Genomic DNA, 25,225 nt, shown 5'->3' with positions numbered 1-25,225 from the left:
TATGAAATGGTTAATTATATCTGGTGGTAAACCACCAAAAAAAGAAACCATAGTTAAATATATAGATAATGGATTTTCTATTATAGCAGCTGATAGTGGAGCTAATTCTTTGTATAAATATAATATAATACCTAAAATTTTACTTGGGGATTTTGATTCAATAGATAAAAATGTATTGGAATATTTCAAAGATAAATGTGAAATTACTAAATATCCTAAAGAAAAAGACTACACAGACACAGAAATTGCGTTAGAAAAAGCTATTGAATTAAATGCAAAAGAAATAGTATTCTTAGGCTGTACTGGAACAAGAGTAGATCATTTAATAGGTAACTTATGTATACTTAATAAGGCTATAAATAGAGGTGTAGATGCACATATAGTTGATGAAAATAATAAAATAACTATGATAAAAGAATCAAAAACTATTTATGGGAAAAAAGGAGATATTTTTTCTGTCTTTGCATTTAACACAAAAGTTGAAAGTTTGTCTGTAAAAAATGCAAAATATGAATTAAAAGATTATAATTTAGAAGTAGAAGACAGTCTTACTGTATCAAATGAATTTGTTGAAAATGAAGTTTATTTAGAATTTTCATCAGGAACATTAATGATTATAAGATCTGTAGATTAGCAAAAAAACTAGCGTTTGATTAAACGCTAGTTTTTTTTTGTGGAAAATTATATAAATTATATAAATTTGGAGTATAAGATTAAATTCAATATTGGTACATTTATAAACTTAAAAACAGTGTCAAAAGAAAATTTAATACATAATATGGTAATAAGAAATGTGATTTATAAAAACTATATTAATATAAAATTATAAGCAAGGTGAGATAATGGCTAAAAAAAATAAAAAAAATAAAAATAAAAAAGAAACAACAGATATGAAAGTTATAGGGGCTGTAGCTTTTGGTGTGATTTTAGGAATTGTAATACCATTTTGGGGTTGGATTATTGCAATAGGACTAGGAATTATTAGCGCTGGATGGAAAGTTATGGAGAAATAGTGAAAAGGTGGTGAGAATGTGAAAATAGTAGCTATAAAACTTCCTAAATTCTTATCTAAGATAGTTAAACTATTCATAAGAAAAGAATAAAAAATAAAAATCAAGCTTAAAAATATATAATACATAATTAGCTTGATAAATGACTAATTTTAAAAGTTAATCTAAATTTAGAAAGTGAATATTGAAATTCGTATAATAATTAATGTTTATAAAATAAAAATACAACTTTAAATTTAAAGTTGTATTTTTATGAAAATCTTAAGATTTTCATCAGTATATCATTGAATTGAAATATCTTGTTTATATGTAAAGTATCTAAAAATTATTAGGTACTATTTAAAAAGAGTGCTTTGGCACTCTTTTATAGCTATATAACAAGCTAAAGATTAAGCACGCTCAACCTTACCTGAACGTAAGCATCTTGTACATACATGTATAGTCTTAGGAGAACCTTTAACTATAGCTTTAACTCTTTTTAAGTTAGGAGCCCATGTTCTTTTTGATTGACGGTGTGAGTGGCTGTATTGAGTACCTGATACAACACCTTTATTACAAATTTCGCATCTTCTTGACAATTCAAACACCTCCTTATAATCACAATGATTTAATGTTTAAATCAAACATAAGCTATTTTACCATAATAATTATATTTTATGCAAGTAAAAACTAAAAATAATACATAAATTATATTATAAAATTATACAGTTTAGGGAAAAATCAATAGATGATATATTAATTTCTTGAATTAATCTATTTTATAATATAAAATAAACTATATGGTGTTATTAAGGAGGAGTTATATATGAAAGCTAGTATAACTAATCAAGTAGGTAATATTTTTTATTCAGAAGAAGTTTTAGCGAATATAGCAGGTGTATCAACAATGGAATGTTATGGTGTTGTTGGAATGGCTTCTAAAAACGCTAAGGATGGTCTATGGGAGCTTTTAAAAGCTGAAAACCTTAGTAAAGGTGTTAAGGTAAACATGAAAAATGAATCTTTAAGTGTAGAATTATATATAATAGTAGAATATGGAACTAAAATTTCAGTTATAGCTAATAATATAATTCAAAAAGTAAAATATAATGTGGAGAACTTTACAGGACTTAAGGTTTCACAAGTTATAGTGAATGTTCAAGGTGTCAGAGTCTAGGAGGTATTAAAGTTGGAAAACTTAAAAATAAATGGGCAAGATTTTTGCAACATGCTAAAAAATGCATCAAATAAATTAGAAGAAGAAAAAGATTATGTTAACTCGTTAAATGTTTTTCCTGTTCCAGACGGAGACACAGGTACAAATATGTCAATGACATTTAAGGCTGCTGTTAGTGAAGTAGATGGATTAGATAATGATGACATAGGAGAAATAGGAAAAAAGTTAGCTAAAGGTGCTCTTATGGGAGCGAGAGGAAACTCTGGTGTTATACTTTCTCAAATATTTAGAGGAATAGCTAAAGGATTAGAAGGTAAAAAAGAAGCTACAGTTAATGATATAAAGGAAAGTATAGTGCAGGGTTCTAATTTTGCTTATAAAGCAGTTATGAGACCTACAGAAGGTACAATACTTACAATAATTAGAGCAGCAGCAGAGGGTGTTAAAACAAGTAAAGCTCAAAATGTAACTGCTTTATTTGAAGAAGTATGTAATAATTGTGAAGTAATGTTACAAAAGACACCAGAAATGTTACCACAATTAAAGCAAGCTAAAGTTGTGGATGCAGGTGGAATGGGATTATTAATTATTTTTAAAGGAATGTATCAAGCTTTAAATGAAGGGTTAAATGTTAAATTAAACACAGAAGTTTTACAAAAAGAAACTTATGAAATGCCTAATATACAAACTGACATAAACACTGAAGACATTAAATTTGGATATTGTACAGAGTTTATGATTTTATCATGCAAAGTTGACACAGAGGCTTTTAAAAATTATTTAGAACAAAGAGGGGATTCTATAGTTGTAGTTGGTCTTGAGGATATGGTCAAGGTTCATGTGCACACAAATGATCCAGGAGAAATAATTTCTAAAGCATTAACATTTGGTGAACTTTCAAAATTGAAAATTGAAAATATGAGAGAGCAACATAGAAGTTTACTTGGTATAGATGAAGAAAAGGCCATAGAAAAGATAGAGACAGTTAATAAAGAACCTATAAAAAAATATGGATTTGTTACAGTAGGAAGAGGCGAAGGAATAAAAGCAATATTTGAAGATTTAGGCGTAGACGTAGTTATTGAAGGCGGTCAAACGATGAATCCAAGTACACAAGATATAGTAAATAGCATAAATAAAATAAATGCAGAAACTGTATTTATTCTTCCAAATAATAAAAACATAATTATGGCAGCAAATCAAGCTGTGGAATTAGTTGAAGATAAGAATGTAATAGTTATTCCTACAAAAACTATACCACAAGGGGTAACAGCTATAACAATGTTTAATAGTGAAGATGATGCAAATCAAAATTTTGATATTATGTCTGAAGCAATTGGCAATGTTACATCTGGTTCAGTAACATATGCTGTAAAAGATACAGAGCAAGATGGTAAAGTTATTAGTGAAGGAGACATACTAGGAATACTTGAAAAGGATATAAAACAAGTAGGAAAAGATGTTTACACTGTTTGTGAAGAGTTAGTAAATGACATGATAAACGAAGATAGTGAAATAATAACTCTTTTCTATGGTGAAGATTGTGATAAAAACAAGGTTGATGAGTTAGTAGAGAAATTGGAAGAAAAGTATCCAGATATGGACATCCAATGTTTTGACGGAAAGCAACCATTATATTATTTTATTACAGCAGTAGAATAAAAGCCTAAGGGCTTTTTTCTATTATATAGATACTTATTCGTATATTTTAAAAATTTTGTATATGATTTTTAATTATCTACAATTAAAAATGGTTTATGGAGTGATAGTGTGAATGTATATGACGACATAACATTTGTTAAGGGTGTAGGTCCTAAGATGGGGGAGAAACTTAATAAGTGTGGTATATATAATATTTTAGACTTATTATTATATTTTCCTAGGGATTATGATATGGTTAAAATAGGGGATTCCATAGAGGAATTTGAAGATAAAGAGAAAGTAATATTAGAATGTACTGTGAAAAGTATATTAAGAGATATTCGAACTAAAAATAACAAAATTTTATCTACAGTTATATTTAACTGTGGTAATAAAAATTTTAAAGGACAATGGTTTAACCAACCTTATGCTAAAAATAGTTTTAGGGTTAATTCTACATATGTTATAACTGGAAAAGTTGAAAAGTTCAATGGTGAATATAGAATGAGTAATCCTAAAATATTAAAAAACACTAGTATAGATAAGAATAAAATACTAGCAAAGTATTCATTAAAGGACAATCTAAACAACAGTTTTTTAAACAAAATAATTAGTGATGTTTTATCACAGGTAAGGATAATAGAAAATTTACCATCAAAAATATTAAAAAAATATCAATTTATGTCTTTAGATGAATCTATAAGAAATATACATAGTCCTAAAGACAGATATAAATTAGAAGAGGCTAGAAAAAGATTGAAATTTCAAGAACTATTTGCTTATTCTATGAAGATTCTTATGTTAAAAGAATTGAATAAAAGTAGTTTAGGGATAGCATTTAAAATGGCTAATGAACTTAGAAATTTAAAAGATAAATTACCGTTTCAATTAACTGAAGCTCAAAGTAGAGTTATAAGGGAAATATTAATTGATGAAAAAAGAAATGTTCCAATGAATAGGTTGGTACAAGGTGATGTAGGTAGTGGAAAAACTATAGTTGCATTAATAAGTTTATTTAATGTTATAAAAAATGGGTATCAGGCAGCTATGATGGCGCCTACAGAAATATTGGCTAAACAACATTATTTTGAAGCAACAACTCTTTTTGAAGATTTTCAAATAAATGTACAATTGTTAACAGGTAGCACTACTGCTAAAAATAAAGAGATTATAAAAAATGATTTAAAAGAAGGTAAAATTGATTTATTAATAGGAACTCATGCTCTTATAGAAGAGGATGTTGTTTTCAAAAATTTAGGTATGATCGTAACAGATGAGCAACATAGATTTGGCGTAAATCAACGAAATAAACTAAGTGCAAAATCTGAGAATGCTGATGTGTTAGTCATGAGTGCTACACCTATACCAAGGACATTAACATTATGCCTTTATGGAGATTTAGATGTATCTGTTATAGATAAATTGCCACCTGGAAGAAAAAAAGTAGATACATATTATTTGGATAAAAAAGAAAGAAATAGAGCTTATGATTTTACTTTAAAAGAAATAGGTATGGGAAGACAAGTTTATATTGTTTGTCCTTTGGTAGAAGAAAATGAAGATTTAAAATTAAGTTCTGTGGAAACTTTGTATAATGAACTTAAAAATGGGTATTTCAAAAATATTGAAGTTGCAATTCTTCATGGGAAAATGCCTAACAAAGAAAAAAATGCTATAATGGAAGAGTTTAAAAATGGGAATATAAAAGTATTAATCTCTACTACTGTTATTGAAGTTGGTGTTAATGTACCAAATTCAACAGTTATGATAATTGAAAATGCTGAAAGGTTTGGACTTTCTCAGCTACACCAATTAAGAGGAAGAGTTGGGAGAGGTAGTCATAAATCTTATTGTATATTAATTGCTAATATAAAGAGTGATACAACTAAAAGGCGTATGGAAATTATGAAAAATAGCAATGATGGATTTTATATAGCAGAAGAAGATTTACGTATAAGAGGTGGTGGAGAGTTATTTGGATTTAGGCAGTCTGGGGAAAATAATTTTCTTTTAGCTGATTTAGTTGAAGATTTTAGAATCTTTAAAGTAGCTAATATGGAAGCAAAAGAAATTATAAATAGTAAAACTATTGAAGATGAAAAAGTAAAGATTGAAATTAAAGATAAATTAGAGAAAAGTTCTAAATATATTTGCTTTAATTAGAGATTGTGATTTAAAATATTTATGAAAAATAAAAATATAAGATGAATTTTAATTTATAAACGAAAAGGAGCAAAAACTATGAGAGTAATCGGCGGAATAGCAAAAGGAAGAAAATTACTTCCACCAGAAGGAATGGGAACAAGACCAACATTAGATAGAATTAAGGAATCTATTTTTAATATAATACAGCATAGAGTTAGGGGAGCTGTTACTGTAGATTTATTTTCAGGGACAGGAAGTTTAGGAATAGAAGCTGCTAGTAGGGGTGCGGAAAAAAGTTATTTAATAGAAATGGGAGATAGTAGTTATAGTCTTCTTAAAAAGAATGTTGAAAATCTAAAATTTCAGGATTTATGCGTAACTTTAAATGGAGATTGTTATAAATTTCTTGAACAGTTCTATAAAGAAGATAAAAAGTTTGATATTATATTTATAGATCCTCCTTATGCTAAGGAAATGATACCTCCAGCAGTAGAGTTAATTTCAAAATATAAGTTATTACAAAAGGATGGATTAATAGTTACTAAAATAGATACAAGCGAAGTTATTTATGAAGGAAATGATGAAATAACTTTATTTGATAAAAGAAAGTATGGAAACACTACAGTTTGTTTCTATGATTACAAGGAGAAGTAAAATGAGAAAAGCAGTGTATCCTGGAAGTTTTGATCCTATTACAAAAGGGCATTTAGATATAATAAAAAGAGCTTCATATATTTTTGATGAAGTTGTTGTAGCTGTCTTGATAAATCCAGATAAAAAAGGTTGGTTTACTATAGAAGAGAGAGTTGAACAAATAAAGAAAGTAACAGCTAATATGCCTAATATTAAAGTTGAAAGTTTTAGTGGGCTTTTAGTCGACTTTATGAATGATAAAGAAATAGATGTAATAATAAAAGGATTAAGATCTATGTCAGATTTTGATTATGAGTTTCAAATGGCTTTAATGAATAAAAAACTAGATAAAACTAAGGAAACTTTGTTTATGATGACAAACTCTAAATATTCTTATTTAAGTTCATCGTCAACAAAACAAGTAGCGTTATTTGGAGGGTGTTTAGAGGATTTAGTTCCAGAGGTTACACAAGAAGAAGTGAAGGCTAGGGCTAAAGTAAAAAGGGGGGAATAGGTTTTGGATAAAAGTATTAGCAATGTTTTAGAACTTGTAGATTATCTTGAAAAAACTGCTAAGACATCTAGTAATTTATTGGGGAAAGTTAGTATAAATAAAGGAGAATTATTAGGTCTTATAAATGAACTAAAAGAAAATTTACCACAGGAATTCAATGATGCAAAGACTATTGTAGATAAAAGAGAGGAAATTTTTTTAGCTGCACGTAGAGAGGCTGAGGAAATGAAGCAAGAAGCATCTATAATAATTCAAAAACAATTTGAAAATGCAGAAGTTTTGAAAAAAGCGGAAGTAAAAGCTGCTCAAATATTAGATGAAGCTAATATGGAGGCGAGAAAAATAAAGGCTGACGCTAATAAGTTTTCAAAGGAATTAAGACTAGGTACAGTTAATTATGTTGATGAGGTATTAACAAAATTACAAAGGGAAATAGATACTAAAAGTGAAGAAATGGTTTTAAAGGTGAATAAAGAAGTGGATATTATGCTTAGAGGTATATATGAAGATTTCCAGAGCACTACATCCACTATTGTTGAAAATATAAAAGAATTAAATGCGTTTAAATAAATTTTTTAGATTAAAAGCTAAAAATGGGATAATTATAAACATAGATATTAAGATATAAAGTTGAGAATTTATATTGTTAAAATATTGATTAGTATTAAAGGTTTCTAATACAGGTGATAATAATGGAATTTTGCAAATAAATGCTGTAAAAAAAGCACTTATAGCACCTTGAGTTAATTTAAGAAATAAGTACTTTTTTATACTTACATTGAATTTAGAAATTATAGAATAAACCTGTGATGTTATAGATATGCCACTAAATCCTATTAAAAAACTTATTAGAATTAATTTGTTATTTAAAGAAAGAGTGCATTTAGCAATTATATTGCAACCATTAGTTAACTCCAATAGGCCCAAGGATATTCCTTTTAAAACATCTAAAGGGATATTTGACATATCTGACAGTTTGTTTACGACAGTGTTAAATAATACACTGTCGTTTATTATGCCTATTAATACAGAAAAAATTACTATGAAACCACCTATGGATAAGGAGGTTTTAATTGCATCTTCTACGGCAGCCATAAAAGATTGGCCAAGGTTTGTAGAAGGATTATTTGTTATATTTGAGAATGATTTATTCATATAGAAATTTTTATTAGGTTTAATTTTATTAGGTAATATAAAAGCCATAGCCATACAGGAAAGCATATTAGATAATAGTAGTAAATAGCCTATTTTAGGATTTAAAAGCATAGAAGTACCTACAGCACCAACAATGAAAAGAGGACTGCCGTTTGAAGCGATATTTAAAAGTCTTTCGTAGGTTTTAAAATCTATAAATTTTTCACTATATAATATAGTTGCATATCTAGCGCCTAAAGGATATCCACAAAATACACTTACTAATAGAGCTAAGCTACAATTTTTAGGTAAATATAAGGGGGTACATATAAAATTACCTAATATTTTGGAATATATATTTATTCCTCCACAGGAAATAATCATGTTCACAAGTATTAGAAAAGGAAAAAGAGATGGAAATACTGAATAAAAAAATAATTTACAACCTAAAATTGTAAGTTCTATACAGTGTTTGGGATCTGAAATTATGTATAGTATTATTAAAGTACATAATAAAGTAAAAAAACCATTAAGATTATATTTTTTAATGAAAATATAACTTAGTAAAATTATAATAAGAAAAATAAAATAGTAAATCATCAATATACCCTCCAAAAATTAATGTCTTAATTAATTTATATTTATAGGATAGATATATATGATTAATTTTTTTATAATTATAAATAAGAAAAAGATGGATCTTAAATAGGTTTTAAAATTTAAGATTCATCTTTCTCTTTGAAGTTATTTATATATTACTTTATAATTATTGGTCCTCTAATAAAATCTTCATTATATTTATAATTCTTATTTAATAAGCTATACATTTTAGATGCTTGTAAATCTAATTTTAAGCTTTCATTTTGTATCTTAGGAATTTTAGTGTATATAGGAAAATCAGAATTGGTTTTTATAGATTTTAAAATAGTTTTCCCCTTCTGGTTAAATCCTAAAACTTTTGCATAAGAAGCAGGCTTTTTTCTTAAATGGTCACAGTCAAAATCTTCAAATCCTATAAAGAATTGACAAAGAATTCTACTTATACGAGTTAGAGTATAACGTTTAGATTTTATATCTAAAAGTATATCATTATAATTGCATAAATTATTAATGCTTTTTTCTATTTTATTATGAAGACCTTCAGAAACATCAGGAATCTTATTCAATAAATTAAATTTAGAGTAGTTTTTATACTTTATATAAGGTAGCATACTATTGTCAAAGGTAAAATTGTATCCAAGTGAATCTAGTTCCTTTAATCTTTTAAAATTATAACTAGGAATGTGATCAATAAGCTCATCTAAAGACTTATTATTTTTTAAATGGTTTCTGATAGAAGTAGCACTTGAAAAGATGGAATTGAAATCACTACTGTTATAACATCCACCCTCTCTTTTAATAGTATAGGGCATAATAGTACTATCTAATTTTATAATGCTTTTCAAATATTCTATAGCTAAGATATTATTTGAAGAATTTAATATATCTTCTAAGTTTGAAATAAAAATATCTTTTTCATTTAAATATTTTTTAATTGCATAGGTTCTTGCTTTGGGATACGGTTCTCCTTCTTTTAATTTTTCTTTTAAATATTCTTTAAATTCAGTAGGTTCATCATATAAAGTTTTTGCAATTACTTTTAAAGTATCAATATTACCGTGTTCACTGCCAAAACAAATGCTATTAACTATGTTTAAATTGTTTAATAAACTTACTGCTCCATAGGAAAAAAATTCAGCTGAAGAAAGAGCGTAAATTGTAGGGAGTTCTAAAACCAAATCTACACCATTGTGTAATGCCATATTAGTTTTTTCGTATTTATCTATTAATGAAGGTATACCTCTTTGATTGAAATTCCCGCTCATTACTGCTATTAAACCATCGCATTTAGTAAGTTCTCTGGTCTTTTGTATATGATGTATATGTCCATTATGCATTGGATTATATTCAACTATTATACCGGCTAAATTCATAAAAAATCACTCCAATCAAAATAAATATAAATTTATTGTATGCCTAAAAGATATTTAAAGTTTAAACTTATATCCATATAGTATACTATAAAATTTATTTTTGTCATAATTGGTTATATGTACTAAAATTAAATATTGAAATAGTTAGATAAAACAAATGAATAAATTTATTGAAAATAGAAATAAATAAGATTTAAAAGTCAAAATAAAGAAAATTGAGTACATTCAAAATTGAATTTAAATAATGATATTAAAATTTTGTTACAATTACTTATGGTAATATAACTACATTAATACATAAGTAATTGCCTATAAAAAATATGCTACGCATATAGGTAAATAATCAATAGCCTTAAAATATTTTTATGGAAGATATTATGTTGAATTCTAAGTGATTTGGAGAATGTCTCACTATTTTTGGTATCCAAGTTAAATTTTAAATTTATAAAATAAGAGAATCTAAAAGTACTATTTTACTGTTAATTCTAGTTAAGAGTTAAGATTGAATATTTAAAAGTTGTTTTATGGGACTTATTAAGATTGAAAAATAAATTCCTAACCATACAAACAATATGTAAAATATATTTGGTAAGTGTTAAGAAACAATTGAAAGAACTTGTATAATTTATTATGAGTAGACAGTAATTTAATTTTACATATAATTAACATTTAAGTAATAATAACTATAAATTTAGTTATTATTTTAATTAATAGATAAAATGATGAATTTTATGTATAAAGTATAAAATACATTTTTCCCATATTTAGTGGACGAAAATTCAGGAAATTTATTTTTTTGACGATAAATAATGAAGATTTCTCATTTCTATGTAATAAAATTTAATTATATAATGTCAATGTTAATAAATTTAACAATTAAGGTTGAAAATTATACTTAAAAAGGGGTATATTAATAAGGTATATTAAAGTTTCTTACTCGAAAGGAGAATTTTGAAATGAGTTTTGTAGATAAAATTTGGAAATTAGCCAAAGAAGATGTAAAAAAAATAGTTTTACCAGAAGGTGATGAAGAGAGAAATTTAAAAGCTGCTCAAATCATAACTGAAAATAAATTAGCACAAGTTGTTTTAGTTGGAAATGAAGAAACAATAAGAAATAACGCTAAAAATTTAGGTGTAAACATAGAAGGAATAGAAATAGCTGACCCAGCAACTTCTGATAAAACAGAAAAATATGCTGAAGCTTTCTATGAGTTAAGAAAAAATAAAGGTGTTACTATAGAGAAGGCTTTACAAACAGTTAAAGACCCTGTTTATTTTGGAACTATGATGGTTAAAATGGATGACGTTGATGGATTAGTATCAGGTGCAGTTCATAGCACAGGAGATTTATTACGTCCAGGTCTTCAAATAATAAAGACAGCTCCAGGAATAAAAGTTGTATCAAGCTTCTTTGTTATGGAAGTTCCAAATTGTGAATATGGTGCAGATGGAACTTTATTATTTGCAGATTGTGCAGTTAACCCAAATCCAAATGCAGAAGAATTAGCGTCAATAGCAATAAGTACAGCTGAAAATGCTAAGGTTTTATGTGGAATTGATCCAAAAGTTGCTATGCTTTCTTTCTCAACAATGGGAAGTGCTAAGCATGAAAATGTAGATAAAGTAAGAACTGCAACTGAACTTGCAAAATCTCAAAGACCAGATCTTGCAATAGATGGTGAATTACAATTAGATGCATCAATAGTTGAAAAAGTTGCTAAACAAAAAGCTCCAAATAGTACAGTTGCTGGAAATGCAAATATTTTAGTATTCCCAGATTTACAAGCTGGAAATATAGGATACAAATTAGTTCAAAGATTTGCAAAAGCTGAAGCAATAGGACCAGTTTGTCAAGGATTTGCAAAACCAATAAACGACTTATCAAGAGGATGTAACGTAAATGATATAGTAAATGTTGTTGCGATAACTGCTATTCAAGCTCAAAATGCTTGCAATAAGTAGAAAAAATATTATATACTAAAAAATACAGGTCTTATAATTTATTAAGATCATACTAAATAAATTTTAAATTATTAAGCGAATCATATTTAAGGAGGAATTACAATGAAAATACTTGTAATTAACTGTGGAAGTTCTTCATTAAAGTATCAATTAATAAATATGGAAAATGAAGAAGCTATAGCACAAGGATTAGTTGAAAGAATAGGAATTGAGGGATCAATATTAACTCAAAAGGTTCCAGGAAGAGACAAATACATAGTTCAAGAACCTATGGCAACTCATAAAGAAGCTATACAACATGTTATTGAATCTTTAACAGATAAAGAACATGGTGTAATAACAAGCATGGATGAAATAAACGCAGTTGGACACAGAGTTGTTCATGGCGGAGAAAAATATGCAGCATCAGTTGTTATAAATGATGAGGTAATGGCTCAATTAGAAGAGTGCACAAAACTTGCACCACTTCATAATCCAGCAAATATAATTGGAATAAATTCATGTAAAGAATTAATGCCAAAAACTCCAATGGTAGGTGTATTTGATACAGCATTCCATCAAACAATGGATAAAGAAGCATATATATACCCATTACCATATGAACTATATGAAAAACATGGAATAAGAAAATATGGTTTCCACGGAACTTCTCATAAGTTCGTTTCAGCTCAAGTAGCAGAAATGATGGGAAAAAATATAGAAGATGTTAACATAATAACTTGTCACTTAGGAAACGGTGCTAGTTTAGCTGCAGTTAAAGGTGGAAAAGTTGTTGATACAAGTATGGGATTCACTCCGCTTGAAGGAATAGCAATGGGAACAAGATGTGGTAACATAGACCCAGCTATAGCTATGTTCTTAATGAGAGAAGAAAATATGACAGCTGATGATGTTGATAACTTATTCAACAAAAAATCAGGTGTTTTAGGAATTTCTGGAGTAAGTAGTGACTTTAGAGATATAGAAAACGCTGCAAAAGAAGGAAATGCTAGAGCAGAGCTTTCACTAGATGTTTACAACTTTAGAGTAAGAGAAATGATAGGTGCTTATGCAGCAGCTATGGGTGGAGTAGATGCAGTTGTGTTTACAGCTGGTCTTGGTGAAAATTCTCCAACAACAAGAGAAGCAATCTGTGAAGGATTACAATTCATGGGAATTAAGATTGATTCAGAAAAGAACAATGTAAGAGGAAAAGCTGTTGAAGTAAGTGCTGCTGATGCTACAGTTAAAGTGTTTGTTGTTCCAACAAATGAAGAGTTAATGATAGCAAGAGATACTAAAAACTTAACTTCAAAATAGTATAAATTTATAAAACTGCTATATCCCTCCGAAATGTTATTTTAAAATAATAAATTGTTCTTGACTTTTAATAGCATAATTTATATAATAATTAATGTTTGAAATAGTAGAGTCTTGAATGAAAATAAGGAGGGGTGTAGTAGCTTTTACTCAAGCTATGTGATTTATGTCACATTATATATGGATTTGTCCATATGAGGAAAGAAATTTCCAGAGTATATAATATGTACATAGACCTTTCGGAATTAAAAAATAAGAATTATGGACGTAAAGAATTAAACTTAGAAATATCTAAGGAAAGTTTTAATGATAACGGTGAAGTGGTCAAATTTCTTAAGCCGATAAATTTTAATGGAACGTTAAGACTAGTTGATGATGTTTATTATTTAACTGGAAAAGTTATCACTAAAGTATTATTAGCATGTTCAAGATGTAGTGAAGAGTTTGCTTATGATATATCATTTGATATAGAAGAAAAATTTTCACATACTGTTGAAGATATTGATGGAGAAATTATCTCACTTGATAGTAATAAATTAGATCTTTATCAAATTATAGAAAATAATATGGGAATAGAGTTTCCTATAAAAAGACTTTGCAATGAAAATTGTAAGGGGTTATGCCAACAATGTGGAACGAATTTAAACCAATCTTGTTGTAATTGCAATGAGAATGAAGTTGATCCGAGGTTGGCAAAATTAAAAGAATTATTTTCTAACTCGTAAGGAGGTGTAATTATGGGAAATCCTGCTAGAAAGTCTTCTAAAGCTAGAAGAGATTCAAGAAGAGCGCAAACATTTAAACTTGGTTTACCAGGAATAGTTGAGTGCCCTCAGTGCCATGAAATGAAACTTGCACACAGAGTTTGTAAAAGCTGTGGATACTACAAAAATAGAGAAGTTGTTTCAACTGAGAAATAATAAAAGAAAGTCACTTGACTTTCTTTTATTTTTTATATAATATTTTCACATAACATAAAAAATATGATAGTATTTTTTATGTAAAATAGATATAATATTAAGTGACATGTAAATTATAAAATTTTGTAAAAATAGGTATTGACTTAAGAGAAGTAATTTATAAAAATAAGCGAGGGTCTGATAATGAGATTTGTGGTAGACGGAATGGGTGGAGATAATTCACCTTCAGCAGTTGTAGAAGGTGCTGTTATGGCTGTAAATGAGTTTAGTGATATAGAACTTGTTATTACAGGACCACAACAGGCTATACAGGATGAATTAGATAAATATCAGTATGAAAAAGGAAAAATAACCATACTAGATGCAACAGAAGTTATAAGTACTAATGAACACCCTGTAATGGCTATTAAGAAAAAAAAGGATTCCAGCATAAATAAAGCTTTGCAATTAGTTAAGCAAAAGGAAGTGGATGGAATAGTGTCCGCAGGAAGTACTGGTGCTTTTTTGGCTGGATGTACGTTAATAGTTGGTAGAATAAAAGGAATAGATAGACCAGCATTGGCTCCTATAATGCCAGGATTAAATGGTCCATTTATGGTTATAGATGCAGGTGCAAATGTTGATTGTAAACCGCATTATTTAGAACAGTTTGCACTTATGGGTAAAATATATTTTGAAAGCGTATTAAAACATGAAAATCCTAAAGTTGGATTAATAAATATTGGCTCTGAGGAAGAAAAAGGAAATGAACTTACTAAAAGCGTTCATAAACTTTTAAAAGAGTCTAATAAAAACTTTATAGGAAATGTTGAGCCAAGAGAAGTTACTGATGGGGATGTTCAAGTTTTAGTATGTGATGGATTTGTAGGCAATACAGTTTTGAAAATGTATGAAGGTGTAGCATCTAATTTATTTTCTATGATTAAAAAGAATTTAATGTCATCATTAACGACCAAAATAGGTGCAGCTATGTCAAAACCTGCCTTTAAGAAAATAAAGAAAGAGTTTGATTATACTGAGTATGGTGGCGCAGCGTTTTTAGGGGTAAAAGGTATATGTATAAAAGCACATGGTAGTTCTAATTCTAAAGCTTTTAAAAATGCAATAAGACAGGCAAAAAAGGTTTATGATAATAATATCATAGAAAAAATAACAGAAGAAATAGAAAAGACAACAGAAAATAAAAATAAATTGTAAACAGTGTATAAAATTAATAAATTTAAGTATATTATTAAAAAGAATTAAATATTTAAAATATATATTGATTACTTTTGATAATACTATTAATATAATATTATTATCATATGATTTATTTATAGGAGGCTGGAATATATGTTTGAAAAAGTTAGAAAAAGAATATCAGAACAATTAAGCTTAGATGAGGATGATATTACATTAGAATCTTCTTTTATAGATGATTTAGGAGCGGACTCATTAGATATAGTGGAGTTGATTATGGCTTTAGAAGAGGAATTTGATATTGAAATTCCAGATGAAGATGCAGAAAAAATATCTACAGTTGGCGATGTAGTTGAATACATAAAAACACGTGTAGATGAATAATAAAAGTTCCGCATCTATGCGGAACTTTATTTAAATTAAATATATATTAACAATTGGAGTTTTTTCCTCAACTTATTAAATTAAGATTATTAATTATAATAAGCTGAGGAATACACTCCTAAGAAGGAGCTGAATTATGAAAATAAGAAATACTACTATTGAACTAAAAGAAAAACTTAATGTGGATATAAAAGATATAAAATTGCTACAAACAGCAATTACTCACAGTTCATATGCTAATCAAAAAAAAGGTGTTGAGTATAATGAAACTTTAGAGTTTTTAGGAGACTCTGTATTGCAACTTGTAATATCACAGTATTTATATAATAGTTGTAGGAAAAAAGGAGAAGGATATTTAACTAGAGTTAGATCGCTAATTGTGTGCGAAAATTCTTTATATGAAATAGCTAAAAAGTGGGATTTAGGAAATTACTTAACAATGAGTAGAGGAGAAGAACTTACGGGAGGACGAACAAGAGTTTCTATATTATCCGATGCAGTAGAGGCTATAATAGCAGCAATATATTTAGATCAAGGATTAAATGTTGCAGAAAAGTTTATATTAGGTAATTTTGAAACTGTAATAGAAAAAGCATTAAGAAATGAAATTGTTATAGATTATAAAACTAAATTACAAGAAACACTTCAGAAAAATGGTGAAGTAAGTATAGTATATAATTTAGTAAAATTTGAAGGTCCTCCACATAGAAGACAGTTTTTTGTAGAAGTTCTTGTAAATGGGGTTTCAAGAGGAAATGGTATAGGGTATAGCAAAAAAGAAGCAGAACAAAATGCAGCTAAAGAAGTTGTATTAGGCAAGGAGAATAGCAATGAATAAGGCTCATTACATAATACCTATTTTTGTTCCTCATGAAGGATGTCCTCATACATGTGTATTTTGTAATCAAAATAGTATTACAGGAAGTTGTTTTAAAATTGATGGTAATTTTGTTAGAAATACTATAGAGGAATATTTAGAGACAATAAATAGAGAAAATGCTATAGTAGAGGTGTCTTTTTTTGGAGGTACATTTACAGCTATAGACATTGAAAAACAAAAAGAATTACTGTCAGTGGCGAAGGAATTTAAAGATTTAGGAAAAATAGATTATATAAGAATGTCAACTAGGCCAGATTATATAGACGATTTTATTCTTACGAATTTAAAAGAGTATGATGCTGATATAATAGAATTAGGAGTTCAATCCTTAGATGAAGAAGTTCTTTTGAAATCTGGTAGAGGTCATGATGTAGAGTCTGTAAAAAAAGCCTCACAGCTTATAAAAAAGTATGGAATAACATTAGGGCATCAAATAATGTTAGGACTTCCAGGGGATACAATGGAAAAAGATATTGAAACAGCAAGAAAAAGCATAGAGATGAATCCTGATATATGTAGGATATATCCAGCTCTTGTTATAAAAGATACTCCTATGGAAGAACTTTTAGATAGAAAAGAATACAGACCATATAATTTAGAAGAAGCGGTTGAAATAAGTAAAGTTTTATATGGTATGTATACTTCAAATGGTATAAATGTAATAAGAATTGGTTTACAGCCAACAGAAGAAATAAATTATGGTAAAGAATTTGTTGAAGGGCCATTTCATCCTGCATTTAGGGAACTTGTTGAAGGTTCTATATATAAAGATATATTAATTGAATATTTTACTAAAAAAGGTGAAATAGAAAGTTTATCTATAAATCCTAAGGATATATCTAAATTGTATGCTAATAAAAAGGTGTATTTTAGAGAAGCATTATCAGTTTTAGGTGTAAAAAAAATAAAAGTCTATCAAGATAGTAAATTAGATAGAGGTAATATTAAATTGCAATTTAATTGCGAAACAGTGAAAATCTGTATAAATGAATACTTACAAAAATATTAAAAACCGTGATTTCACGGTTTTTTAATGGTTTAAGATAAGAATATGAAAATAAATTATGGTTTGAATTTTATATAAAAATAATATAAACTTACATTAGTGAACTAGGGGAAAAATGTATTTGATATATAAATAAAAAGAGAGGTGTTTTTGATGAATAAAAAACAAAGAGATAAACTAACAAAAATACTAGCAATATGTATATCTGTATTTATGGTTTTAGGTATAGTATTGCCACTTATTATAAGATAGTAGGAGAGTGAATGGATGTTTTTAAAATCTATTGAAATAAGAGGTTTTAAATCCTTTGCAGATAAGACAGAACTGATATTTAAAAAAGGTATAACTGCAGTAGTTGGTCCTAATGGTAGCGGCAAAAGTAATATATCTGATGCTGTAAGATGGGTTTTAGGAGAACAAAGTGTTAAAACTCTAAGAGGAGATAAAATGGAGGACGTGATATTTGCGGGAACTCAATTTAGGAAACCTGTTGGACTTGCACAGGTTTCTTTAATCTTAGATAATTCTGATGCAGAATTAGATGTTGAATATTCAGAAGTAGTTATATCAAGAAGATTGTATAGATCAGGAGAAAGTGAATATTTAATAAATAACACAATATGTAGACTTAAAGATGTTCAAAATCTTTTTATGGATACAGGAATAGGAAAAGAAGGATATTCAATAATAGGACAAGGTAAGATTGACGCAATATTAAGTGGAAAGCCGGAAGAAAGAAGAAAATTACTAGAGGAAGCTGCTGGGATTGTAAAGTATAAAACAAGAAAAGAAGAATCAGAACGAAAATTAGAAAATACTAATCAGAATTTGATAAGAATAGATGATATATTAGGAACATATGAAGAAAGATTAGAACCTTTAAAAAGCGAAAGTGATAAAGCAAATAAATTTTTAGAACTTTCTAAGCAGTTAAAAGTAAATGAAATAAATATTATAATTGATTTCATAGAAAAGAATTACATAAAAATTTCTAGCTACAAATCTCAATGTGAAATTATAAACAAAGAATTACAAAATAAAATAAATGAAAGAAGAATATTAAAAAATAAATTAGAAGAAAATAATTTAAAACTAGAGGAATTTGAAAATAAAATTTCTAAAGATAAACAAAAGTTTTATGACAATAAGTCTAAGCATCAACAAGTTTTATCTGAAATTAAAATTTTAGAAGAAAGAATAGAAATTATAAAAAAATCTATTTCTAAAATCAATGATGAAAAGTTAACTTTAATAGATAAAGTAAGAAATTTAGAAGAAAATATAAGAGAACTTGAAATTGCATTAAAAGATTTTTTAAATTCTCATGAGGATATAAAAGAAAAAATTATATTAAATAAAAAACTGGTTGAAGAAATTTATAATAACAATTTAAAAGAAAATTCTAGATTGAAAGAAATTGAAAACATAAAAAGTTCATTGAATATGAAAAAGAATGATGAAAGCAATAATATTATTATTTTGAATAATAATATTGAAGGGATAGAACAAAAATTAGAAAGTATTAAAACGGAAATAGAAGGAATACGTAATTCTATAAAAATTAATGAAACTACAAAAGCTGTACTTAATGGAGAAGGTATTAAAATACTACAAAAGATTGATGATTATAATACTAAAATAAAAGAAAATAAAATAAACATAGGAAAATCAAGACATAATCAAACAATAGGAGAAAAAAAACTTAGAGAACTTTTAGCTACATCTAATAAAGTGGATGCTAATTTAAATATGCTTATAAATTTGGAAAAGCAGTATGAAGGTTATAATAAATCAGTGAAAACTTTAATGCAGCATGTGGATAACAATAGAATAAGCAATTTTAAAGGAAAGTGTTATATTTTAGGAGAAATTATAAAAGTAGAGAAAAAATTTGAAACAGCTATGGAAATAGCATTAGGTTCTAGCTTATCCAATATAATAACTGAAGATGAAAATGGTGCTAAGATTCTTATAGAATATTTAAAAAAACATTCTTTAGGTAGAGCAACGTTTTTACCTTTAAATACAGTAAAAGGTAGAATTGTAGAACTTGGAAATAATATAAAATCTATGAGTGGTTTTATTGGTATAGCTAGCGAAATTTTAAATTATGATAGTAAATTTAAAGGTATAATAGATTACGCTTTGGGTAGAACTTTAATATGTGATAATATGGATAATGCAATAAAAATAGCACGAACACTTAATTATAGACAAAAAATAGTTACATTATCTGGAGAAGTTATAAATCCTGGAGGAGCATTAACAGGTGGTAGTATTTACAATAAATCTAATAATGTTATAGGTAGAAAAAGAGAGATAGAAGAGTTGAAAATTAGATTTGATGTATTAAATAAAGAAGTTAAAGAAAAAAATATATTATTAAAAAATTTAAATGAACAGATAAAGGAATTAGATGAAGAAAATTTAAACTTAAGAGATTATGTTCATTTTGAAAATATAGAAAAGACAAAAATAAATGAAAAAATTAATTCTTTGAAAGATGATACAATCAAATTAAAAAATAGTTTAAATGAAAATGAAAAAAATTTAAGAGAAAAAGAATCAGAAAGAAAGAAATTATTAGAAGAGATTATAACTTTAGAAGAAAATTTAAAATCTATGAATAATGAGATTAGTAAATTAGAAATTGAAGAAAATAGTTTAAGAGAAAAAATAACAGAAAGTGAAGCTTCAGTAGAAAAATATAAGGATACTTTAACAGAACTGAAAATTGAAAAAGCAAAAATAGATGAAATTGTTATAAATAGAGAAAATGATATTAAAAGAATAAAAAATGAAATAAAATTATTAAAAGAAAAACAAGAAAATCTACACAAGGAAGCAATATCATTACAAGATAATAAGAAAAATTATGAAGAAATCTTAAAAAACAATAAAGATAGTGTAAAAGATATAATAACTGAAATAGAAAATATGGAAAAATTTATAGAAGATAGCCAATTAGAAAAAATAAAAATTAAAGATGAAATTAATAAAATAAAATCACAAGAAGAAGGTATAGGTTCAGAACTTGAAAATACAGAAAAAGAATTACATAGATATCAAGTAGCATTAGCGAAAATAGAAACGGAAAAGGAAAACCTTCTTTCAAAATTAAATGAGGAATTTAATTTGACTTATGCAGAAGCTTTAGAGTTTAAAGAGCCTTTAGAAAACATATCTAAAGTTAAAGAAGAAGCATTATTTATAAAAGAAGAAATTAAAAATTTAGGAACTGTAAATGTAGGATCTATTGAAGAGTATAAGGAAGTAAAAGAAAAATATACATTTATGGTATCTCAAAAGGAAGATTTAGTTGATGCTAAAAATGAACTTATAAAAGTTATTGATGAGATGACAGCTAAAATGAGAGATGTTTTTAAAGAAAATTTTATAAAACTTAGAAAGAATTTTAATGAAACTTTTAAACAATTATTTAAAGGCGGAAGTGCAGATTTAATCTTAAAAGATGGAGATGAATTAACATCCAAAATTGAAATTAATGTAGAACCACCAGGAAAAAAATTACAAAATATAAATTTGTTATCCGGTGGAGAAAAGGTATTATCTGCAATAGCACTATTATTTGCTATATTGAAAATGAAACCTACTCCATTTTGTATATTGGACGAAATAGAAGCAGCTTTAGATGATGCTAATGTAATAAGATATGCAGAATTTTTAAATAAGTTTTCAAATAACATACAATTTATAGTAATAACACATAGAAAAGGTACAATGGAAGCAAGTGATATGTTATACGGCGTAACTATGGAAGAAAAAGGTGTATCCAAGGTTGTATCAGTTGACTTTACAAGATAAAATTAATGGAGGTAATTAACTATGTTTGGAAAATTTTTTGATAAATTAAAAGAAGGATTAACAAAGACAAGAGATAGTATAAGTTCTGCTGTATCAGACGTTTTAAATCTAGCTGTAACTATAGATGATGATTTATATGAAGAACTTGAGGAAGCACTAATAATAAGTGATATAGGAGTTGAAACATCTGTAGAAATAATAGAAAAGTTAAAAGAAAAAATAAAAGAAGAAAAAATAAAAGATGTAGCTATGGTAAAGCCATGTATGAAAGAAGTAATAATAGAAATGATGGGTGAGGAAGTTAGTAATATATCACCTGAAAAAACTCCAGAAATTAAACTTGTAATAGGGGTAAATGGTGTAGGTAAAACTACATCTATTGGTAAATTAGCAACAAAAATAAAAAATGAAAATTATAAAGTTTTATTAGCTGCAGCAGATACTTTTAGAGCAGCTGCTATAGATCAATTAGAAATTTGGAGTAAAAGAGCAAAGGTAGATATAGTAAAACATCAGGAAGGTTCCGATCCAGCAGCAGTAATTTATGATGCAGTTCAAGCTGCAAAGGCTAGAAATGTAGATGTATTAATATGTGATACAGCGGGAAGACTTCATAATAAAAAGAATTTGATGGATGAGCTTTCAAAAATTAATAGGGTCATTGACAGAGAATTTGGTGAAGCTCACAGGGAAACTTTGTTAGTATTAGATGCTACCACAGGACAAAATGCAGTTATACAAGCAAAACAGTTTATGGAGGTTTGTCCTATTGATGGTATAATACTTACAAAACTAGATGGTACAGCAAAAGGTGGGGTTGTAATATCTATAAAAAATCAATTAAACATACCTGTGAAATTTATAGGTGTAGGTGAAGGAATTGATGATCTTCAAGAATTTAATTCAAGAGAATTTGTTGAAGCGTTATTTTAAAAAATTTTGAAAAGTAAAACATTGATTTTATAATTAGATGTTAAGTAAAAATACTTGACAGGTATAAATCTTTTTGCTAATATATCATTTGTGAGTTAGGTGATTTTATGGAAAAGAGATTTGAATTATCTTTACTCTTAGATTTTTATGGACCATTGCTTACGGAAAAACAAAAAAATGTAATGGATCTTTACTTTAATGAAGATTTATCTTTAAAGGAAATATCAGAAATTACAAAAACTAGTAGGCAGGCGATTCATGATATAATTAAAAGGTGTGAAAATCTTTTGGTAGAGTATGAAGAAAAACTTAACCTTTTAGAAAAGAGTATAAAAAGTGAGAGTATTAAGCAAAAGATTATAAAAGAACTAAAGAATGTAAAAATAGATAGTGAAAAAAATTCTATATTAATAGATGATATTATAAAAAATATTATCGAAATTTAGGAGGTCTGCTATGGCTTTTGAAGGATTAGCTTCTAAATTACAAGAAACCATTAAGAAGTTAAAAGGTAAGGGCAAACTTTCAGAAAAAGATATAAAAGAAGCCATGAGAGAGGTAAAATTAGCCTTGTTAGAAGCTGATGTTAATTATAAAGTTGTAAAAAGCTTTGTAAAAGATGTTAGCGAAAAATGCCTAGGAAACGAAGTTTTAGAAAGCTTGACTCCAGGACAACAAGTTATTAAAATTGTTAATGATGAATTAACAAAGCTTATGGGAAATACAGAAAGTAAGTTAGAATTAAATCCTAATGGAATATCTGTTATTATGCTTGTTGGATTACAAGGTGCTGGTAAAACTACAATGGCTGGTAAACTTGCGCTTAACCTTAGAAAAAATAATAAAAAACCTCTTTTAGTAGCTTGTGATGTTTATAGACCAGCTGCAATAAAACAATTGCAGGTAGTAGGTAAGTCAATAGACATACCAGTGTTTACTATGGGAGATAAAACAAGTCCAGTTGATATAGCAAAAGCATCTATTGAACATGCGAAAAACGAAGGATGTAATGTAGTTATAATAGATACAGCTGGAAGACTTCATATAGATGAAGAGCTTATGAATGAGCTTAAAGACATAAAAGAAAATATAGTGCCAAATGAGATACTTTTGGTTGTAGATTCCATGACTGGACAGGATGCTGTTAATGTAGCGGAGAGTTTTAACTCACAGTTAGAGGTAACAGGTGTTATCCTTACTAAATTGGATGGAGACACTAGGGGTGGAGCAGCACTTTCTATAAAAGCAATGACAGGAAAACCAATTAAATATGTTGGTATGGGAGAGAAAATGTCAGATCTTGAAATTTTCCATCCTGAAAGAATGTCATCTAGAATATTAGGAATGGGAGATATGCTTTCTTTAATAGAGAAGGCACAGGCTGCAATAGATGAAGAAAAAGCACAAGAACTAGGAAATAAAATGTTGAGTCAAGAATTCAACTTTGAAGATTTCTTAGATATGCTTCATCAGATGAAAAAACTTGGACCTTTAGGAAAAATTGTAGAAATGTTGCCAGGTGCAAATAGCAAGGAATTAAAAGACTTAGATTTGTCACAAGGTGAAAAAGAAATGTCTAAAATAGAATCAATAATAAACTCTATGACATTAAATGAGAGAAGAAAACCAAGTTTAATAACATCTTCACCATCAAGAAAGAAGAGAATAGCAAATGGTGCAGGAACAACTATACAAGAAGTTAATAAACTTCTAAAGCACTATGAAACAATGAAAAAGATGATGAAGAATATGAAGGGTATGCAAAAAAATACACAAAGACAGATGAAAAAAGGGTTATTTGGAAAATTACCTTTTTAACATACAATTTATTTTTTAAGGAGGTGAAATACACATGGCAGTAAAAATAAGATTAAAAAGAATGGGTGCTAAAAAAGCTCCTTTCTATAGAATAATCGTAGCTGATTCAAGATCTCCAAGAGATGGAAGATTTATCGATGAAATAGGATACTACAATCCAACAACTGAACCAATTACAGTTAAAATCGATGAAGAAAAAGCAAACAAATGGGTTCAAAATGGAGCACAACCAACAGAGACTGTAAAAAGACTTTTCAACAATGCTGGAATAAAATAATTCTTGTTGAATTGAATGGAGGCGCATTCCATGAAAACATTACTAGAGGTACTTGCTAAATCTTTAGTTGACAACCCAGAAGCAGTATCAATAAATGAAATTTCAAGTGATCATTCAATCATTTTGGAGTTGAAAGTTGATAAAGCTGATATGGGAAAAGTAATTGGTAAACAGGGAAGAATAGCAAAAGCTATTAGAACTGTTGTAAAAGCAGCAGCTGTTAAGGAAAACAAGAGAGTTGTTGTAGAAATAATAGAATCATAAGAGTTAGGCTAGCCTAACTCTTATTTTAATATAAATTTTTATTAATATAAGAATATATGGTTATATTTACCGTTATAATTATGTGGAAAGTTATTTATTAAAAAAATAACAACTAAATTTTAATAGTTATTTAATGAGTTATAGTTTCTAAGTTACAACTAAAAATCATGATTATTATTAAAATATATTTTAATTAAATAAATAAGCTAAAATATAAATTTAGATTAAATAAATTATATTTTTGTTGATAATAATGAAAACATAATTTAA

At 27.3% G+C, this 25,225-nt stretch carries 25 protein-coding genes; 22 read left to right on the top strand and 3 right to left on the bottom strand.

From position 1 onward, the window contains the following. The first annotated feature begins 1 nt into the window (after position 1). Positions 2 to 634 carry a thiamine diphosphokinase gene (locus tag KQI36_RS02760; protein ID WP_216449531.1) on the top strand — a complete coding sequence of 211 codons (633 nt, stop codon included), beginning with the start codon at positions 2 to 4 and terminating at the stop codon, positions 632 to 634. Between the two features lie 208 nt (positions 635 to 842). After that, entirely contained in the window at positions 843 to 1,013 is a 171-nt protein-coding gene (locus KQI36_RS02755) for a hypothetical protein (RefSeq protein ID WP_162130902.1), read from the top strand. A 386-nt stretch (positions 1,014 to 1,399) separates the two neighbouring features. On the opposite strand, the gene rpmB is transcribed toward KQI36_RS02755, so the two are convergent. Continuing rightward, positions 1,400 to 1,588 (bottom strand): 50S ribosomal protein L28, encoded by a 189-nt coding sequence (gene rpmB / locus KQI36_RS02750; protein ID WP_010292812.1) that lies wholly within the window; start codon positions 1,586 to 1,588, stop codon positions 1,400 to 1,402. 227 nt (positions 1,589 to 1,815) lie between these two features. Here rpmB and KQI36_RS02745 point away from each other — a divergent pair, with 227 nt between their 5' ends. The 6 genes from KQI36_RS02745 to KQI36_RS02720 all read left to right on the top strand — a co-directional run bounded on the left by KQI36_RS02745 (position 1,816) and on the right by KQI36_RS02720 (position 7,669). Next, the gene (locus KQI36_RS02745; protein ID WP_010292811.1) at positions 1,816 to 2,166 is read left to right on the top strand and encodes an Asp23/Gls24 family envelope stress response protein; all 351 of its coding nucleotides are present in this window, start codon (positions 1,816 to 1,818) and stop codon (positions 2,164 to 2,166) included. A gap of 12 nt (positions 2,167 to 2,178) precedes the next feature. Then, positions 2,179 to 3,828, top strand: coding sequence for a DAK2 domain-containing protein (locus tag KQI36_RS02740; protein WP_216449530.1), 1,650 nt, complete (start codon positions 2,179 to 2,181; stop codon positions 3,826 to 3,828). Positions 3,829 to 3,936: 108 nt separating this feature from the next. Continuing rightward, positions 3,937 to 5,970 carry an ATP-dependent DNA helicase RecG gene (recG, locus tag KQI36_RS02735; RefSeq protein WP_216449529.1) on the top strand — a complete coding sequence of 678 codons (2,034 nt, stop codon included), beginning with the start codon at positions 3,937 to 3,939 and terminating at the stop codon, positions 5,968 to 5,970. 78 nt (positions 5,971 to 6,048) lie between these two features. Further along, positions 6,049 to 6,606 (top strand): 16S rRNA (guanine(966)-N(2))-methyltransferase RsmD, encoded by a 558-nt coding sequence (gene rsmD, locus KQI36_RS02730; protein ID WP_216449528.1) that lies wholly within the window; start codon positions 6,049 to 6,051, stop codon positions 6,604 to 6,606. Position 6,607: 1 nt separating this feature from the next. Continuing rightward, a complete protein-coding gene (gene coaD / locus KQI36_RS02725; RefSeq protein ID WP_010292804.1) occupies positions 6,608 to 7,099 on the top strand; it encodes a pantetheine-phosphate adenylyltransferase in 492 nt (163 codons plus the stop codon). A 3-nt stretch (positions 7,100 to 7,102) separates the two neighbouring features. After that, positions 7,103 to 7,669: a hypothetical protein gene (locus KQI36_RS02720; protein ID WP_010292803.1), complete on the top strand. Its 567-nt coding sequence runs from the start codon at positions 7,103 to 7,105 to the stop codon at positions 7,667 to 7,669. Here the strand turns inward: KQI36_RS02720 and ylbJ are convergent. Further along, positions 7,652 to 8,833, bottom strand: a complete 1,182-nt coding sequence (ylbJ, locus tag KQI36_RS02715; protein WP_216449527.1) for a sporulation integral membrane protein YlbJ — start codon at positions 8,831 to 8,833, stop codon at positions 7,652 to 7,654. The two genes, KQI36_RS02720 and ylbJ, sit on opposite strands and share 18 nt — an antisense overlap. Before the next feature lie 155 nt (positions 8,834 to 8,988). Next, a complete protein-coding gene (locus tag KQI36_RS02710) occupies positions 8,989 to 10,206 on the bottom strand; it encodes a nucleotidyltransferase (RefSeq protein ID WP_216449526.1) in 1,218 nt (405 codons plus the stop codon). A 956-nt stretch (positions 10,207 to 11,162) separates the two neighbouring features. On the opposite strand from KQI36_RS02710, the gene pta reads away from it, so the two are divergent. The 14 genes from pta to KQI36_RS02640 all read left to right on the top strand — a co-directional run bounded on the left by pta (position 11,163) and on the right by KQI36_RS02640 (position 24,955). Continuing rightward, a complete protein-coding gene (gene pta, locus KQI36_RS02705; RefSeq protein WP_010292799.1) occupies positions 11,163 to 12,170 on the top strand; it encodes a phosphate acetyltransferase in 1,008 nt (335 codons plus the stop codon). Between the two features lie 102 nt (positions 12,171 to 12,272). Continuing rightward, the gene (locus KQI36_RS02700; RefSeq protein ID WP_010292797.1) at positions 12,273 to 13,469 is read left to right on the top strand and encodes an acetate kinase; all 1,197 of its coding nucleotides are present in this window, start codon (positions 12,273 to 12,275) and stop codon (positions 13,467 to 13,469) included. Positions 13,470 to 13,663: 194 nt separating this feature from the next. After that, positions 13,664 to 14,194, top strand: coding sequence for a YceD family protein (locus KQI36_RS02695; protein WP_244991457.1), 531 nt, complete (start codon positions 13,664 to 13,666; stop codon positions 14,192 to 14,194). A gap of 12 nt (positions 14,195 to 14,206) precedes the next feature. Next, entirely contained in the window at positions 14,207 to 14,389 is a 183-nt protein-coding gene (gene rpmF, locus KQI36_RS02690; RefSeq protein WP_010292793.1) for a 50S ribosomal protein L32, read from the top strand. Positions 14,390 to 14,572: 183 nt separating this feature from the next. Continuing rightward, entirely contained in the window at positions 14,573 to 15,586 is a 1,014-nt protein-coding gene (gene plsX, locus KQI36_RS02685) for a phosphate acyltransferase PlsX (RefSeq protein ID WP_216449525.1), read from the top strand. A gap of 135 nt (positions 15,587 to 15,721) precedes the next feature. Then, entirely contained in the window at positions 15,722 to 15,952 is a 231-nt protein-coding gene (acpP, locus tag KQI36_RS02680) for an acyl carrier protein (RefSeq protein ID WP_010292791.1), read from the top strand. 136 nt (positions 15,953 to 16,088) lie between these two features. Next, positions 16,089 to 16,790 (top strand): ribonuclease III, encoded by a 702-nt coding sequence (gene rnc, locus KQI36_RS02675; RefSeq protein WP_010292790.1) that lies wholly within the window; start codon positions 16,089 to 16,091, stop codon positions 16,788 to 16,790. Then, a complete protein-coding gene (locus KQI36_RS02670; RefSeq protein ID WP_216449524.1) occupies positions 16,783 to 17,841 on the top strand; it encodes an elongator complex protein 3 in 1,059 nt (352 codons plus the stop codon). The genes rnc and KQI36_RS02670 overlap by 8 nt, the downstream gene beginning before the upstream one ends. 264 nt (positions 17,842 to 18,105) lie before the next feature. Then, positions 18,106 to 21,663 (top strand): chromosome segregation protein SMC, encoded by a 3,558-nt coding sequence (gene smc / locus KQI36_RS02665; protein WP_216449523.1) that lies wholly within the window; start codon positions 18,106 to 18,108, stop codon positions 21,661 to 21,663. A 21-nt stretch (positions 21,664 to 21,684) separates the two neighbouring features. Next, positions 21,685 to 22,596, top strand: coding sequence for a signal recognition particle-docking protein FtsY (gene ftsY, locus KQI36_RS02660; protein ID WP_216449522.1), 912 nt, complete (start codon positions 21,685 to 21,687; stop codon positions 22,594 to 22,596). Positions 22,597 to 22,703: 107 nt separating this feature from the next. Next, on the top strand, positions 22,704 to 23,042 hold the full coding sequence (locus KQI36_RS02655) for a putative DNA-binding protein (protein ID WP_216449521.1): 339 nt from the start codon (positions 22,704 to 22,706) through the stop codon (positions 23,040 to 23,042). 10 nt (positions 23,043 to 23,052) lie between these two features. Further along, complete coding sequence (gene ffh / locus KQI36_RS02650; RefSeq protein ID WP_216449520.1) at positions 23,053 to 24,414, top strand: signal recognition particle protein; 1,362 nt, start codon at positions 23,053 to 23,055, stop codon at positions 24,412 to 24,414. A 34-nt stretch (positions 24,415 to 24,448) separates the two neighbouring features. Next, positions 24,449 to 24,691 (top strand): 30S ribosomal protein S16, encoded by a 243-nt coding sequence (gene rpsP, locus KQI36_RS02645; RefSeq protein WP_010292779.1) that lies wholly within the window; start codon positions 24,449 to 24,451, stop codon positions 24,689 to 24,691. Positions 24,692 to 24,721: 30 nt separating this feature from the next. Continuing rightward, positions 24,722 to 24,955: a KH domain-containing protein gene (locus tag KQI36_RS02640; protein WP_010292777.1), complete on the top strand. Its 234-nt coding sequence runs from the start codon at positions 24,722 to 24,724 to the stop codon at positions 24,953 to 24,955. Positions 24,956 to 25,225 lie beyond the last annotated feature (270 nt).

This window comes from Clostridium senegalense (genome assembly GCF_018916625.1).
Taxonomy (GTDB): domain Bacteria; phylum Bacillota; class Clostridia; order Clostridiales; family Clostridiaceae; genus Clostridium_J; species Clostridium_J senegalense.
This window is presented reverse-complemented; position numbering and strand designations above follow the sequence as displayed.